Source organism: Shewanella glacialimarina (genome assembly GCF_020511155.1).
Classification (GTDB): domain Bacteria; phylum Pseudomonadota; class Gammaproteobacteria; order Enterobacterales; family Shewanellaceae; genus Shewanella; species Shewanella glacialimarina.
On the sequence record NZ_CP041216.1, the window covers coordinates 3,556,530 to 3,574,000 of the forward strand.

Consider the following 17,471-nt stretch of genomic DNA (forward strand, 5'->3'; position numbering starts at 1 on the left):
TTAAGCGAGACCCACGTGCATGTTATTTGAAGATTTCGATTTAGACCCAAGGTTATTAGATTCACTGAAAGCCATGGGCCACAAAAGCCCCACGACAGTTCAACAACAAGCTATTCCTATGGCGATGGAGCAACGGGATATTCTTGCGCGTGCGCCAACAGGGACAGGTAAAACAGCAAGTTTCTTATTGCCAGCCTTACAGCACCTGATCGATTTCCCTCGTCGTTTCGAAGGACAAGCCCGCATCATGGTGTTAACTCCTACCCGTGAGCTTGCTAGCCAAATTCATCGTTATGCATGTCATCTCGCAACTGACTTAGATTTAGATATTGCCATTATTACTGGTGGCGTTCCTTATGGGCCGCAAGAAGAAGCCCTTGCAGGTAATATCGATATATTAATCGCCACTCCGGGCCGATTGATGGAATACCTAGACAAAAGAAAATTCGATGCTACTGAGGTCGATATTCTAGTAATTGATGAAGCCGACCGTATGTTGGACATGGGATTCTCTTCAGTAGTGCAAGCCATTGCGATTGAAGCACAAGGTCGTAAACAAAACATGTTGTTCTCTGCCACTTTAGAAGGCAGCGGGGTTGAGCGTTTCGCACGTGATCTATTGAAAGATCCTGTCACCATAGATGTAGAAGCACCTCGCAGCGAAAAAGCTAAAATTCATCAGTGGGCACATTTAGCTGACGATAAAGATCATAAATTTGCCCTACTGTGTAACATCTTAAGACAAGAGCAAGTTAAGCGAACAATCGTATTTGTTAAAACCCGTGAAGCGGTGGCTAGCCTTGAAGGATTATTATTAAAGGCCAATATACCTTGTGCGTTTATGCGTGGCGACATGGAACAAAAGAAACGTTTTCAAGCCCTAGGACGTTTTACAAAAGGTGAAGTCAATGTGCTATTGGCTACCGATGTGGCTGCCCGAGGTATTGACGTTGATGATATAACTCATGTAATTAACTTTGACATGCCACGTTCAGCTGATACTTATGTGCACCGTATTGGCCGCACAGGACGCGCTGGCGCTAAAGGTACTGCCATTTCACTAATGGAAGCACATGATGTACGAATTGTCGGTAAAATTGAGCGCTATATTGAGCAAACATTAAAACGCCGCGTCATTGAAGAGCTTCGTCCTAAACATAAAGAAGCTAAAGTGCCGGGTAAGAAAAAAGCTAATGCCAAGGACCCTAAAAAATTCTCTAAGAAGTCAAAAAAGAAAAAATAATTAATATTGGTAGGTAATCTGCTTACTGGAATATTTCAATATAAATAAAAAACGAACCTAAACAGGTTCGTTTTTTTATCGCCTCTATCTATATTTGAGATGATATTTAAAATGATTCATCGCCCGCACATGCTAATTTATTTTTCAAATATCCCTCTAAAATGTTAACAGTCGCAACATCCTGCTACAGCTAATTTACATAAACCAGTTTAGCTGAATCATAAAGTCTGTTAATTTAGACAGATTACTGATAAGAATAACAAAATGTGCAAACATTGGTGGTAAATACCGCAAATTGTACAAAATACATTCATCAGCATCAATTCAGCATGGATAAGCGAAAAGAATGAAAACTATTTTAAGAAGAATGACCCCCCTTTTTATCTTGATCGTGGCAATTGGATTTGCACAGCTACTAATGCAAACCCAGGAAGCTCCTGAACAAAAAGACGAAGCAGAAATTCTCACTATTATTGATGTGATGACAGTAAAGCAACAAACGGTTTCATTAAACCTACCTTCCTATGGTGTGGTTAATCCCAAATATAAAACTCAGCTCGTAACAGAAGTACAAGGGCGACTACAAAATATATCTGCCGAGTTTGTTGCGGGCGGCATAGTTAAAAAAGGCGATCAATTAGCGTTAATTGAACCTTCTGATTATGAAGCTGACTTAATGCAAGCAGAAGCCAATGTGGCACAGGCTACTGCAATGCTAAACGAAGAAATGGCCCGTGGCCAAGTGGCTAAAATAGAATTTAAAGATTTCGATAACGGCGTTGCCCCAGAATTAGGCTTACGTATCCCACAGCTTAAAAAAGAACAAGCAAATGTAAAGTCGTCTAAAGCTGCACTGGCCCGTGCGCAACGTAATCTTGAACGCACCATTATTCGCGCACCGTTTGACGGCATCATTAAAGCGCGTCATGTCGACCTAGGCCAATACGTCACGTTAGGCACTAATTTAGGCGAGTTATACGATACCAGTACCGCAGAGATTCGTTTACCACTGACCAATAATGACTTGGCTTATTTAGAGTCAATTGACAATCCAGACACAGAAGTCACATTAAGCGCTTCTCTAGCGGGTCAAAACATGACCTGGAATGGCAATATTATCCGCAGCGAAAATGTCATCGATGAACAAAACCGTATGGTTTACCTCGTTGCTGAAGTCATTGACCCTTATCTTATAAAGTCAAAAAATAATAAACAGTTACCATTGAAATACGGCAGCTTTGTCACCGCAGTCATTAAAGGCCGCACCGTAAGCGGTATTGTGCAGCTTCCACGTCATGTATTACGTAATGACCAAGTCGCCATTGTCAGTGATGATAATATCATTGAGATGCGCAGTGTTAACCTAGTCAGAACCGACATTGACAGTGTCTACATTAAAGACAGCTTTACCGATGGAGAGCGCATCTCAATGACCAATGTCGCCAACCTATCTAATGGTCAAAAAGTAAAAATATTAGGTGAGGACGATAAGTTAACCCCCACAGATGATGTATCTGATGATGAGCTAACCCCTGCAGGAGAGCTGTGATGCAGAGCCATTCAGGAATCATATCTTGGTTTGCTCGCAATAACGTTGCAGCAAACTTACTCATGCTAGTACTGATTATCGGTGGATTATTCAGTGCCGTAATAATTAATAAAGAAATTTTCCCCAGCTTTTCACTTAATCTTATCAATATCACTGTGGCCTACCCAGGTGCTGCCCCGCAAGAAATTGAAGAAGGGATCAACATCAAAATTGAGGAAGCCATTCAAGATATTTCTGGGATTAAAAAAACCACCTCTGTGGCTAGCGATAGTATAGGGTCTGTCACCATTGAAGTTGAGGATGGTTTCGATGTTCAGCAAGTGCTTGATGAGGCTAAACTGCGTATTGATGCTATAGCTACCTTTCCTGATAACATTGAAAAGCCAAATATTTTTCAAATAAAGCCTGAAAACAATGTGATTTGGGTGTCGGTTTATGGCGATATGTCAGCCCATGACATGAAAGAGATGGCTAAATCAATTCGTGAAGACCTCACCGATTTACCCGGCGTAACACGGGCTAAGCTAACAGGTGTAAGAGATTACGAAATTGGCATTGAAGTATCTGAAGATAAGCTACGCGAATATGGTTTAAGTTTTAGCCAAGTGGCGCAAGCGGTCCAAAATGCCTCTATTGATCTACCCGGCGGCTCTATTCGTGCTCAAGATGGTGACATATTATTGCGCACCAAAGGCCAAGCCTATACTGGCGAAGACTTTGCTAAAATTGTGGTATTAACCCGCACCGACGGCAGCCGTATTATGCTGCCTCAAGTGGCGAATATTAAAGATGGCTTTGAAGAAAGATTAGAATACACCCGTTTTAATGGCAAGCCAGCAGCAATTATTGAAGTCACCAGTATTGATGATCAAGACGCGTTAGCGATATCTACACAGGTAAAAGCCTACATAGCCGAACGTCAAAGCACTCTGCCCGCTAATATACAAGTAGATACTTGGGGGGACTTAACTCACTATCTTCAAGGCCGCTTAAACATGATGTTATCTAACATGTTTTACGGTGCACTGTTGGTATTTATTATTCTTGCCCTGTTTCTTGACCTTAAATTAGCTTTTTGGGTGATGATGGGGTTACCTGTGTGCTTCTTAGGGGCAATGTTGTTAATGCCCGCGGTTGGCATGTCGATTAACATGTTGACCTTATTTGCTTTTATCTTGGTACTGGGGATTGTCGTCGATGATGCCATTGTAATAGGTGAAAGTGCCTACAGTGAAGTTGAAGAAAACGGTCATTCTTTACACAACGTGATAACAGGTGTGCACAAAGTTGCTATGCCTGCCACCTTTGGGGTACTGACCACCATTGCCGCTTTCACGCCAATGATTTTGGTATCAGGTCCAATGGGGATTATTTGGAAGTCTATCGGCATGATTGTTATTTTGTGTTTAGCCTTCTCACTCATTGAATCAAAATTCATCTTGCCAGCACATTTGGCACACATGAAAGTCAAAAAGAAAACCGCGCCGACTAATGTATTTTCGCGTTTTAAAGTTGGCTTAAATGACAAGCTACAATTCTTTATTCACCATAAATATCGACACTTTTTAGAAGCCTGCATTAGGCAACGCTATAATGTTGTTGCAGTCTTTGTTGGGGTATTAATTCTCTCTATCGCTTTGGTTGCTAGCGGGAAAGTGCGTTGGGTATTTTTTCCTGATATTCCATCTGACTTTATTCAAGTTCAACTAGAAATGGATGAAGGTAGCTCTGAACTCAATACCTTAGCCACTGTCCAGCAGGTAGAAGATGCTTTATATCGAATGAATGATGTTATGGAGCAGGAATATGGCACAGGTGTAGTTAAACACAGTTTTGTGTCATTAAGCTCACGTACTTCAGCGTTTATTTTTACTGAGTTAACTAAAGGTGAAGACAGGGACGTTGATGGCGTATCTATTGCCGAAGAGTGGCGCAAACAGTTACCTGAATTACTGTCGGTTAAAAAACTCAATATTAATGCCAGCACTAATGAGACCGGCGGAGATTTATCCTTTAGATTAACCTCAACCGATTTAGATCAACTGGCCCTCGCCTCTAAAGAAATTAAAGATAAACTGGCAACCTATGAAGGTGTATATGATATTTCAGACAACTTTTCGTCGGGCAGCCAGGAAATTCGTCTTAATATTCTGCCAGAAGCACAGGCACAGGGGTTAACTCTGTCTGACTTAGCGCGCCAAGTGCGTTACGGCTTTTATGGTTACGAAGCACAACGTATTTTGCGTAATAAAGAAGAAGTTAAAGTGATGATCCGCTACCCACTGGAGCAGCGACGCACCGTGGGGCATCTTGAAAATATGATGATCCGCACCAGTAACGGCCAAACGGTACCATTTTCAAGTGTAGCCGCAATAGAGTTAGGCGACTCTTATGCATCTATTACCCGTGTAGATGGTCGCCGTGCAATTACCATTAGCGCTAATGCAAATACCAACAAAGTAGAGCCTAGTAAAGTTGTTGATGAGGTACAGTCTGAATTTATCCCCTACTTATCAGCAAAATACCCCCATGTATCGGCCTCATTAGATGGCAGCAGTCTGGATGAGCAAAATGCCATGTTAGGCTTAATACAGGGCTTTTTCTTCGCCATGTTCACTATTTATGCCTTAATGGCTATTCCACTTAAATCATATACTCAACCTTTAATTATCATGTCAGTCATTCCCTTTGGGATGATTGGCGCGTTAGTCGGCCATTACATGCTGGGATTATCAATGAGTGTATTGAGTTTATGTGGCATCGTGGCGTTGGCTGGTGTGGTAGTCAATGATTCGTTAATCCTAGTGGATTTTGTTAATAAATCCCGCGAAGAAGGTAAGTCGATTATGCAATCAGCAATCGACTCAGGCTGTTATCGATTCAGAGCAATTATTCTTACCTCGTTAACCACCTTTGTTGGCCTTGTTCCAATTATTATGGAAAAAAGCTTACAAGCTAAAATTGTTATTCCTATGGCAACCTCATTGGCTTTTGGTATTTTGTTTTCCACCGTGGTGACGCTAATTTTAGTGCCCGTTCTGTATATTATTTTGGATGACATTAAACGTGTGCTGAAACGCTTCTATTTATGGTGGTGGCGACCTAAAACTACAGATGCGGATTATTATTAATCTGTAGCCAGTATCGATTATGAATCGTTATAGTTTTCAAACAAAACAGCGCTTATTTAGCGCTGTTTTTGTTTGTCTAATCTGAGATCTGTCCAGCATTCATTTATTAATGCATGGGTTAATATAAAGCAACATCCACAACTTCAGCATGCAATGTCGCAAACTCAACCTACAGACCATACGACTCACAACACCTTGGTTTATGATATTCGCCACAGTCGCTATATCAATTTAACCAGTCGTTGCACCTTACGTTGCAAATTTTGCCCGAAACATAATGGTAGCAAGCAAGTTGCTCAATATGATTTAACCTTAAGCAAAACCATTACTGCTGACGATATATTGCCATTATTGGGACAGGTAGATAAGTTTGAAGAGTATGTGTTCTGCGGATATGGAGAACCTACACTGAATTTAGACGCCCTGCTGACAATAGCTAAAGAATTGCAAAGTCGTGGCGCCCAAGTCAGACTTAATACCGACGGATTAGGTAACCTATTTCATCGTCGCAATATTTTACCTGAACTGGCCACGTGTATTGATGCGATGTCGATATCACTCAATGCAGACACAGAGCAGGCCTATATTGAACATTGCCAACCCAAATTAACACACGCTTATAGTGCTGTGCGTGAATTCATCACCTTAGCCCCACAATATATCCAATCAGTATCGGTCAGCGCAATAAACGGGCTAGCTGGTGTTGATATTGATAAGTGCCGAACAATTGCGTTTGATGCTAATTGTCACTTTACCGAACGCCAACTTGATATCGTGGGTTAGCATGATTTAATTAACTAATTCATGCTAATATTAGCGTCCACTTCACTTTAGTGTAGTTTGGCTACTTATACAGACAAAGTTGGCGCAATGTTTAAAAGAAAAACAACAATTTCAGGTATTACATCCCTCATTGCTTCAGTCCAAGATATTCATTGGTCTCGCACCCAAATTTTATCACTTTTTAGTCAGGTTATTTTATTGCTGATTGGGCTGATTATTATCAGTAGTACCATCATTGATATGGGTGAGCGCAGACTACAGGAAGACTGGGCTGGCCAACGATATAGCGAATTACAAACAGTAGCCTCACTCGCCACTGACAAAATGGGATTTTTACAATTTAGAACTCAAACATTTGCTAATGGGGAGTTGCTTCGTCAATATCTTTCTAGCCCCAATGAAGAACAAAAACAAAAACTTTTTCAAAGCTGGAACTCTCTAACACAAAACATCCCTGAATTACTTGGCTTGGCATTGTATGATCCACAAGGAAAGCTTAAATTTTCCACATCAAATAATTTAGAAAACTTAACCCTACCCCCAAAATTATTGAAAGGAAAAAGTACCATGGGAGGAGCTGAAATATACTCCTCTGACATGGCATTTACCCCGATTGATGGCAAACTCGAACCCTATATATATCAACTTGCATGGTTAGAAAACCTTGATCAATCTATCAATGGTTATCTAGTCACATTCAACTCTGTTACCCGGTTATTAGATACCATAAAACCGGCTTTTTTTAATCCTAACTCGCCGTTATTGTTATTAGATAGCCAGAGTTTTTTATATGCTGGCGCAAATCAGCCTAGTCCATTAAATAATATGCCTGATACCTTAGGAGCAAGTTTAAAACAAACCAATCCTGAGCTGTGGCAATCTATGGCGATGAACAATTTCGGCCAATTTCACAGTAAAGACTCAACATTTGTTTATTTGAAGGTGGAGCTTACCGGGCAAAGTGAATCGAAAAAAGAATATTTCTTTTTATCTTATATTCGTCACCAGGATATCGCTGCACGTTTTGAACCCTGGAAAATGGTACTTATCGTTGCCAGTATTGTGATCGGGTTATTGGGCATAGGGTTAATTGTTTTTCGTCAGCGTTATTTAATGGAAAATAAGGCCAGAAATAATAGTATTCGCTTGTCGAATGGATTATTTAATACCGAGTTAAGTTACGCTATTGTCAATGATAGTGGCCGAATTCTGGGAATTAATAATAGTGCTGCCAACTCATTAAATTATCAATTAAATACCTTAACCGATCGCAGTTTGCAGCGAGTGATCAATCTTTCTGACGACAAATTTGAAGCACTGAAAAAGATTTTACGTACCGACCAGTATTGGTCTGGCTGTGTCAGTTTAGAAGATGATAACCATCAGGTTAATATCCACATACACCGTCAAGCGCTATCGCAAAAGGAACATTACTGGATTGTGGTATTTAATGACATCAGTGAATTAGTTGCTAGTCGTCAACAGGCTTTTCTCAATCAATTGCTCAGCGAAAACGCAATAGCAACCACATTAACTAACGCTGAGGGAAAAGTAATTAACTGCAATCATAGCTTTGATAATTTGATGCAGCTGCGCGGCGAACACCTAGTTGATATTAAGACACTGCTGGGTACTGAAATTAGCGATATTTGGAGTAATATTCTTACCCAGGTGACCCTGCAAGGTGAGTGGCAAGGCCATGTTGCGCCATTTGATCAAAGCCGTTTTGTTGAAAACTTAAAAATTACCGTTATGGGCCATATGTCTCTTGAAGGGGATATTGAATACCTTATCTTTACTGTCGAAACCAATGCAGCGGGTCCTGTCATCAATCAACATATGATCACCCCAAAAAGCAGTATGGTGATGCGTTTAGTTGATTTAGAAAACTACTTCAACAATACCAGTGAAAACATTAAAGCCAGCTCAAGCTTATTAGTCATGGATATTAATCCAGAAGGCATTTTTAGTAACATGGGCGATATAAGCCAGCTTGAAAAGCGCCAGCAAGATATTGAAATTCAAATGTTAGTCGACCTACCAATAAACTATCAATTAGCTCACTGGCAACTGGGTAAGTTAGTGCTATTTTTACCACACACTGATGCAACCCGGACCCATTTATTTGCTATTGAGATGCTTAAAAAACTCGCAACAAAACACTTAGATGAAGGTATAAATATTGGTATCGCAGGCTATTGTGCACCACAAAGCCTTGAGCAATACCTCATCAATGCAGATGTGGCATTAAAGCGCGCTAAGCAATCAGGTGATCAAAATATCTGCCAAGCCTTTACACGAACTTTTGATTATGAAAGTAAGTCACCTCTGGATTAAACACACTATTCCTGTTCAATACTAAACGGGTTTATATTGTCAGGTAATTTGCTTTCAGTTATTTCAATAATACTTGAACGGTTCATGGTCACTTTAAAGCGAGCGTACTCAGGCGCTTCTTTGCCATCTTTGAGCACCGCAACTAAATTGAGTTGATAGCGGCGTTCTACAGATGCATGGCTAACCTTCCCCTCTGATTCATGGTAAATTTTTGCGTTACCGCGCTCAAGGTATCTAGCAAAGGGAATTAAGCTGAAATTCACTTGCTCTTGAATTTGCGAATATCCTGCCTCAAAGGGTTTATTGGTGACTTTAGTCGCAATACGGTAGTGCAATGTTGTAGTGTCGACCTTGTTTTGGCTATGACGTTGTTTCATAATTTCGGCGACATGTTTTGGAATATCTTGCGAGCGAATAAACTCCAACCAAACTAGCTGCTTAGCAACAATTGCTTGCGTGGTGGTATCGCGTAATATTCGACTCCAACGCGGTCGTCCGCGCTGAATAAGGCGCCACATAGCATTGCGAATATCTTCTTTAAATATCTCACGAAAACCATATATCACTGCCAAAGTCAGTAATAAGGTCATCGTTAGACCATTGAAGAATCCTTGAGCCTTAAAAATAAGCGCTGAGACGACAAGCATGACTAGCCCTGTGGCTAATCCAGTCACAAACTTCTTTAACCCGATACCTAAAGGCTTTAATTCCTCTTTTAATACTACCCCTTGCTGGATAAGTCGGCGAAGCAGTAACATTTTATTAGAGATTCGATTTGCATCTTGCTTAGTTTGCGTCGAGTTGTAACGCTTTTCTACTTCACGATATTGATTTTCGCTGCGACACAGTAAAATAACTTTCTCTGTAATGTCATTATATTCAGCACTACGAGGTCGAGACGCTAAGGTTTTAAGTAATTGTTGCTCGCAAAACCAGGACAAATAATTGTCGGCGTGCTCAAAGTATGACTTCCATTTTTCTTCACTGGGTTCATTACGGCGGAATTTTTTTAATAACTGCGCGACGAGTTCGCACAAATCATTTAAGACGGGATAAAATTCGCTTGCCTCTGACTTTTGACGTAACTCTTTAGCATCGGTTTCAATCGCAACAGCAAATTGATAAGCAAATAGATTAAGATATAAACGAAACTCTTCCAAAGTACGCTTATTCAAACTGGCAAAACGAGATTGAACTAGCGGTAAATGCAGCCCTTTGGAGTAATATGAGCGTCGACCAACTATACCGCTATGATAATATTCTTCCTCATTTAAGGTATTACTACCGATCGACATTTCATTAGGCAAGAAAAAGTACAAATCAAAAGTTCGTTGAACGCCTGTGCCCATTTGATGGCTAAATTTAACCGAAAGCGCTTCTTCTTGTTTAACTTTTACCTTTGCCACTGATCCACTCTACTCGCATATTCGATGCTAATAATCTTACTATAGATTAGTTAAATCTCTTACAATCTTAATTTAATTTAATCAGTTACAACCAAGATTAAAGTGTAAGAGTCTGAAAATTAAGCCACTAATTTGTTAGATACAATAATTTAAATTCCATCGTTTAAGTTGCATAGTTTACATACAATAAACCATCTTTTAAAAGATATTTGGGGGTAAATTAGCTATAAAGCTCAAATCTTCGTCAGGATACTGACGGAAGATGAAAAACTGAAATATAGATAAACACACACAATGATGATCAATATTAGCATCAAAAAATATAACCTATAGGGCATGGTTTTATAGGGCAAACCTAATAAACTAGATGCACGAACCAAATTCCTTTTATACAGTACGGCTCCTTGTCCTGGAATGTATTCGAGTAAGCAAGCTTGGTCTTTACCTAAAAAATGGACTAATGATTCAATCGTTTTTGAGACACTTACGTGGGTCATAGACGATGATGCGAGCTGACTTATTGGAACGACCTGGCCTCGATGCAGAACTAGCTGTTCAAGCACCCAAAATTCTTGATCATTTAAAGGCCAGCTGAGGTCTCTTGAGGGATCAACGAATAATTTATTGGGCCGATCAAACCAACAACTCCCGATTTGCATGCCTTACTCTCGCTAGGTTCTAAAAGGTGATCTAGCCTCACATGTTAAGTGCTTACCGACCATGTAAATGCCTTTACAACGTCGAAGTCATTCAACATTATTTGCCATATTGTGCACCTAACTAGCGATTAAAATCGTGAACCTGAGCGCGAATCGAACATATTAAAGTAATAATATCGATTTTATAAAACGGGGATAGCAGTGAAATCAAGAGAAATACTTTAAATTCAAGCTAGAGTGCAAAAATATAGCTGGTAAATACCAGCTATATTGATGTAAAAACACTCAAACAGAAAGATTAAAAGGCATATAACAAGGTCATATTAGTTTCTGTATCAGTGCTTTCTTTACCTTCAAGCGGATCGCTATTATAACGCACAATAACGGCGAACTTCATTGCTAGTGCGCCAACAATGTTTGCGGTTAATGATGTTTCTGAGCGTGCATCTAATTTTTCACCCCAGTCGGCAACAAAACGTTGTTGGAATTTAGATGAATCACTGATTTTAGTTTGATAATTTAACACGGCGTGAGCAACAACGCTGTCTTCAGAATCATAGCCTTCAGCCAGTGCCGTTTCTTCATCTAAACCTTGATAAATATAACCGGGACCAATTTCAGCTTGTAGAGATGTATCTGCAGTATCAATAAGGCGATGACCATAACCTGAAGAGGTTGTTGAGGTAAAATCATAACCAGTAAAAGGATCGACTTCATAATTGGTGTTAGCGAAAATATAGCTACGCTCATTAATTTGATAGTTACCTTGAGCACCGACAAAATAACGTTTTGCAGTGACATCACCGGTATCTTCTTTATAAAGCCCCTCGAATAAGTATTGGTTCTCCCAATTATCTAGCTCATGCTTCAAATCTAAACGTGCTTTAAAAGAAGATGTATCTGTGTTGCCTGTCGTTAAGGTTGCCCCTAATTCAGCTTCCCCACCAAATGTGTCATCACCTTCAACAAAATCAGCACCAGCTTGAGCTGTGAATGGTATTGCAAATGTTATTGCAGCAGCTAAAAGCAATTTTCTCATATTATTAGATCCTTTTCCGTACGTTAATCCTCTCAAAATCGGACGTATATTAACACTTTGATAAAAAATTGAAAAACTGACTGAACGGTATGCCTTACTAAATATTGATTAATCATGCTCTAGTACTAGACTTTTTGATTGCCAGCGTCCACTGCGCCAGCGCCATAACATGGCTAATCCACGCACCCACTCATCAACCGCCAAAGCGGCCCATATGCCAACTAAGCCATACTCTAAATGAATACCGAGCCAATATGCCCCAGGAACCGCAATACACCACATAGAGAAAACACCAACAAAAAACGGAAATTTGGCATCACCACTGGCGCGTAATGCATTAATCACCACTAAATTAAATGTGCGTCCAGGCTCCATAAACAGGGTGAGAATAAATAACGGTGCCACTAATTGCAGCACATCGGTTTCATCGGTAAACAATGCCACAAGATCTTGGCCCCAAATAGCGGCTAATGCGGCCACTGAAGTGGTGACTATTAACCCCAACTTCAAAGCACGATACATTTGTTTTTCAGCAGCCTTAATAGCTTTAGCTCCCACTAAGTGACCGATAATGATTTCATTACCAATACCTATGGATAATCCAAACAACAAAATAAACATACAGATTTGAAAGTATAGCGACTGTGCGGCTAATGCTTTATCGCCCATCAAACCAACAAATGAGGTCACCACTAAAAACTGCAACATCCAGGACAAATTCTCTCCCGCAGCGGGCAAACCAATGTGAAACACTTTTTTAAGCATTGTCCATTTTGGTTTAATAATTGAGGGGACATGCAGGCAAATTCCGGTATAACGTACAAAAAGAACCAACATGATGCATACACCGATAATACGCCCCGTGACAGTGCTAATTGCCACACCGGCTACGCCCATTTTAGGTAAGCCAAACCAACCATAGAGTAAGAGTAAATTACCGATAAATGTGATGATATTCATCGCTAATGTTACCCACATAGCTTGCAAAGTATGACCATGGGCGCGCATCGCTCCTGCAATACACATCGCCATAGCTTCAGGAATTAAACATAAGCCGACAATTTGTAAATATAACTTACCGTCTGCAAGTAAGTGCTCGGGTAAATTCATTAAATAAAGAATAGAGCTGGCACCTGCAACAACGCCAAACGCCGCAACTACTCCCACACCTAGGTTAAAACCAATAGCCGAGTAAACAACATCACGGGCAGCGGCTTTATTTTTAGCACCAAGATATTGGGTGATCACCACACTTGCACCAATACTGACAAAGCTAAATAAGGTAATGGCTAGTTCAAACACCATATTGCCAACAAACAAGGCTGCAACACCTTGATACGAAACATGACTTATCATAAATGTGTTTAACGCTGCGGTTAAAAAGTGCAGTGCAAAATCAATAAATAATGGCCAGGTTAAGCTAAATAATGATAACGGTTTATCTGTCGCGGTTTGCATAATTGCGGTTTCACTAATGTTTGTGATTAATAATGAATCAAGAGAGTAGGTCGATATTTAAATTCGACTCGGATTAACAGATTACAATTACAATTACAATTACAGTATGACAAAAATGCATTAACTAACAAAAAACTATAAATGCTATCAAACAAAAAGCCCGCCGAAACCTTAGTCTGACGGGCTTTAACGCGGCTATAAATTAGACTATTTTTGGGTCTAACTCGCCAGACTGGTAGGCTTTATACATAGCCTGTAACGACTTAGGCTTAATTTTAGATGCCATACCAGCACAACCAAACGCTTCATAGCGCGTAGTACAAATGTCTGCCATAGCTTCCATTGATGCTTTTAAGAATTTACGTGGATCAAATTCTGCTGGATTTTCAGCTAAGAATTTACGTACTGCACCAGTAGATGCTAAACGCAAATCGGTATCAATATTCACTTTACGAACGCCATGCTTAATCCCTTCAACGATTTCCTCTAAAGGTACGCCGTAAGTTTCAGGGATCTGACCGCCATACTGATTGATAATCTTTAACCACTCTTGTGGTACTGAAGATGAACCATGCATTACTAGGTGAGTATTAGGAATACGGGCATGGATTTCTTTAATGCGATCTATTCGTAAAACATCGCCAGTAGGCTTACGGCTAAACTTGTAAGCACCATGGCTAGTACCAATAGCGATAGCCAATGCATCAACGTGAGTATCTGCAACAAAACGTGCCGCTTCCTCTGGGGTTGTTAGCATTTGGTCCATAGTCAGAATACCTGCAGCGCCGATACCATCTTCTTCGCCAGCTTCGCCTGTTTCTAAACTGCCTAAACAACCAATTTCGCCTTCAACAGACACACCACATGCGTGTGCGAAAGCAACAGTGCGACGAGTCACATCTACGTTATATTCATATGAAGCTGGTGTTTTACCATCGGCCATTAACGAGCCGTCCATCATAACTGACGACATACCTAATTGAATAGAACGCTGACAAATATCAGGATCAGTACCGTGGTCTTGGTGAATACACACTGGAATATCTGGATATTGCTCAAGCGCTGCGGCCATTAAATATTTTAAAAACTGTGGGCGCGCATATTTACGTGCACCCGCAGAGGCTTGCACAATAACAGGGCTGTCTGTTGCTTCAGCCGCTTGCATAATTGCACGCATTTGCTCAAGATTGTTGACGTTAAAAGCAGGCACACCATAACCATGTTCAGCAGCATGATCTAGCATTTGTCGTAGAGAGATAAGAGCCATTTTTGTTCTCCAATTATAGGGTGATTACTCACCTAGGTCGCTATTTTTTGGATGGATTTTTATATTCCTTAAGCTAACAATTGTTAGGTCTGTTAACTTAAGGAACGGTTTTTTTATAATAATTATTATTTTTATCGCTTAACGCTTATTCTGCGCCGCGTTGCTCAAGCATTTCTACAGCAGGAAGCTTTTTGCCTTCTAAAAACTCTAAAAAAGCACCGCCGCCGGTCGAAATGTATGAAACTTTATCTGCAATATTGTATTTATCCACTGCCGCTAAGGTGTCACCACCGCCAGCAATAGAGAAGGCTTTTGAATTTGCAATGGCCTGGGCGATACGTTCAGTGCCTTTACCAAATTGATCAAACTCAAATACGCCAACAGGACCGTTCCACACTATCGTGCCAGCTTGTTCAATAATTTTTGCCAAAGCTTCGGCACTTTCTGGGCCGATATCAAAAATCATGTCAGTATCACTCACATCGTTCACAGACTTTAGTGTCGCTTCAGCCGTTGGGCTGAATTGGCTAGCAACCACAACATCTGTAGGGACAGGAATGTCAGCACCGCGACTTTTTGCATTCGCCACTAAACGCTTAGCTTCATCAAGTAAGTCAGCTTCATATAATGATTTACCGACATTGTGACCTGCTGCAGCAATAAAGGTATTGGCAATGCCGCCGCCCACTACCAGTTGATCAACAATACCAGACAAGCTTTCTAGCACAGTTAACTTAGTAGAGACTTTAGAGCCACCTACAATGGCCACTAACGGACGTGCTGGGTTATCCATTGCTTTAGCTAAAGCATCTAACTCTTGGGCCAATAATGGGCCAGCACAGGCAATAGGAGCAAACAGACCAACACCATGGGTTGATGCCTGGGCGCGATGTGCGGTGCCAAAAGCATCCATAACGTACACATCACATAATGCTGCCATTTGCTTCGCGAGTGCTTGATCGTTTTTGCCTTCGCCAACGTTAAAACGCACGTTTTCAAATACAACCACTTCACCCGCTTTAGCGTCAACACCGTTAAGGTAGTCATCAGCTAAATGAACTGGGCAATCCAGTGCGTTAACTAAATAATCGACAACAGGTTGCATCGAAAACTCAGCATTGAATTCGCCTTCAGTTGGACGACCAAGGTGAGACATCACCATCACAGCAGCGCCTTTTTCAAGTGCCAGTTTGATTGTTGGTAATGCAGCACGCAAGCGTGCGTCACTTGTTACAACACCGTCTTTAACGGGTACGTTTAAATCTTCACGAATAAGCACGCGCTTATTTTGCAGATCTAAATCCACCATATTGATAATAGCCATAATTAGCCTTTCCTTATAAATGTAAAAATTAAAAAACAAATCTGTTGTTCACCGCCGATGCATCATCCACGGTTAAAAATCATTCATGCCCTTTGATTTAGTTATTTAGTTATTTTTAGCATAAATCATCAGGAGTATTATTTTGACTGCTTAGCTTGGATCATCGCCAAGCTGGTGTCGAGCATGCGATTAGCAAAACCCCACTCGTTGTCACACCATAAGAGTAATTTTACCAAATGCCCGGCGCTGACACGGGTTTGGGTGCCATCAACAATACTCGATCGCGGGTCATGGTTAAAATCACATGACACTAATGGCTCTTCTGTATATCCCAAAATACCATTAAAACTGCCATTTGAGGCCAAGGCTAATACCTGATTAATTTGGGCGATATCAACTTTTTTCTCTAAAGTAACGGACAAATCAATCGCGGTAACATTGATCGTTGGCACGCGCACTGAAATGGCCTCAAACATATCTTTCATGTGGGGCAATATACGCTCAATACCGCGTGCCAGCTTGGTATCCACTGGAATAATTGACTGACTGGCGGCGCGGGTGCGGCGTAAATCATCATGATATGCATCAATCACTTGCTGATCATTCATCGCAGAGTGAATGGTGGTAATTGCGCCACTTTTAACAGTGAAATGCCTATCTAACACATCGATAACTGGCACAATACAATTGGTTGTACAAGATGCGTTAGATACTACTGTATGCTCTGGCCGTAATAAATCATGATTAACCCCATACACTATGGTGCCATCAACATCGGGAGAAGAAGGATGAGAAATAAGGACTTGTTTAGCACCTGCTTGAATATGCACTTCACATTCTTGACGATCATTTAAGCTCCCCGTCGCTTCATAAACAATATCGATATCCAGTTCAGCCCAAGGTAGTTGACTTGGGTCAGACTGATTAAGCAATAGAATGGCATCATCACCAATAATAAGATGATTGTCTTTTAAGCTGACCTGATGTTTAAAACGACCATGGGTTGTATCGTATTGGGTAAGATGACGAATAGCGTCGGGTTTTGCGAGTTCGTTAATCGCAACTATTTGAATTTGGTCACGCTTCCCTGATTCATATAACGCCCTCAGAATGGAGCGACCAATACGACCATAACCATTTATTGCAACTCGAATCATTCCATTCCCAGCATAAAAAGAGAGATTATTAAGGCAGAAAAATAAAAACGGCCAACACATAAAGTGTCGGCCGTCATATTATACACAATTAAGCACTTAACATATAAGCGCTAATTTG

11 protein-coding genes are annotated in these 17,471 nt (G+C 40.7%); 5 read left to right on the top strand and 6 right to left on the bottom strand.

Annotation, left to right across the window (positions count from 1 at the left end):
* Window positions 1-19 precede the first annotated feature (19 nt).
* From srmB to FJ709_RS15590, 5 genes are all read left to right on the top strand, one after another.
* Complete coding sequence (gene srmB / locus FJ709_RS15570; protein ID WP_226410928.1) at window positions 20-1,243, top strand: ATP-dependent RNA helicase SrmB; 1,224 nt, start codon at window positions 20-22, stop codon at window positions 1,241-1,243.
* Between the two features lie 346 nt (window positions 1,244-1,589).
* Window positions 1,590-2,792 (top strand): efflux RND transporter periplasmic adaptor subunit, encoded by a 1,203-nt coding sequence (locus FJ709_RS15575; protein ID WP_226410929.1) that lies wholly within the window; start codon window positions 1,590-1,592, stop codon window positions 2,790-2,792.
* Window positions 2,792-5,923, top strand: coding sequence for an efflux RND transporter permease subunit (locus FJ709_RS15580; RefSeq protein ID WP_226410930.1), 3,132 nt, complete (start codon window positions 2,792-2,794; stop codon window positions 5,921-5,923). Before FJ709_RS15575 ends, FJ709_RS15580 begins: the two co-directional genes overlap by 1 nt.
* A 153-nt stretch (window positions 5,924-6,076) precedes the next feature.
* Window positions 6,077-6,706, top strand: coding sequence for a TatD family nuclease-associated radical SAM protein (locus tag FJ709_RS15585; RefSeq protein ID WP_226416015.1), 630 nt, complete (start codon window positions 6,077-6,079; stop codon window positions 6,704-6,706).
* An 87-nt stretch (window positions 6,707-6,793) separates the two neighbouring features.
* A complete protein-coding gene (locus FJ709_RS15590; RefSeq protein WP_226410931.1) occupies window positions 6,794-9,043 on the top strand; it encodes a PAS domain-containing protein in 2,250 nt (749 codons plus the stop codon).
* A 5-nt stretch (window positions 9,044-9,048) separates the two neighbouring features.
* On the opposite strand, the gene FJ709_RS15595 is transcribed toward FJ709_RS15590, so the two are convergent.
* The 6 genes from FJ709_RS15595 to epd all read right to left on the bottom strand — a co-directional run bounded on the left by FJ709_RS15595 (window position 9,049) and on the right by epd (window position 17,353).
* Window positions 9,049-10,449, bottom strand: coding sequence for a hypothetical protein (locus FJ709_RS15595; protein ID WP_226410932.1), 1,401 nt, complete (start codon window positions 10,447-10,449; stop codon window positions 9,049-9,051).
* A 957-nt stretch (window positions 10,450-11,406) separates the two neighbouring features.
* Window positions 11,407-12,147 carry a DUF481 domain-containing protein gene (locus FJ709_RS15600; RefSeq protein ID WP_226410933.1) on the bottom strand — a complete coding sequence of 247 codons (741 nt, stop codon included), beginning with the start codon at window positions 12,145-12,147 and terminating at the stop codon, window positions 11,407-11,409.
* Between the two features lie 108 nt (window positions 12,148-12,255).
* On the bottom strand, window positions 12,256-13,605 hold the full coding sequence (locus FJ709_RS15605; RefSeq protein WP_226410934.1) for an MATE family efflux transporter: 1,350 nt from the start codon (window positions 13,603-13,605) through the stop codon (window positions 12,256-12,258).
* A 202-nt stretch (window positions 13,606-13,807) separates the two neighbouring features.
* Complete coding sequence (gene fba, locus FJ709_RS15610) at window positions 13,808-14,872, bottom strand: class II fructose-bisphosphate aldolase (RefSeq protein ID WP_226410935.1); 1,065 nt, start codon at window positions 14,870-14,872, stop codon at window positions 13,808-13,810.
* Between the two features lie 145 nt (window positions 14,873-15,017).
* Window positions 15,018-16,196 carry a phosphoglycerate kinase gene (locus FJ709_RS15615; RefSeq protein WP_226410936.1) on the bottom strand — a complete coding sequence of 393 codons (1,179 nt, stop codon included), beginning with the start codon at window positions 16,194-16,196 and terminating at the stop codon, window positions 15,018-15,020.
* 137 nt (window positions 16,197-16,333) lie between these two features.
* The gene (epd, locus tag FJ709_RS15620; protein ID WP_226410937.1) at window positions 16,334-17,353 is read right to left on the bottom strand and encodes an erythrose-4-phosphate dehydrogenase; all 1,020 of its coding nucleotides are present in this window, start codon (window positions 17,351-17,353) and stop codon (window positions 16,334-16,336) included.
* Window positions 17,354-17,471: the final 118 nt, after the last annotated feature.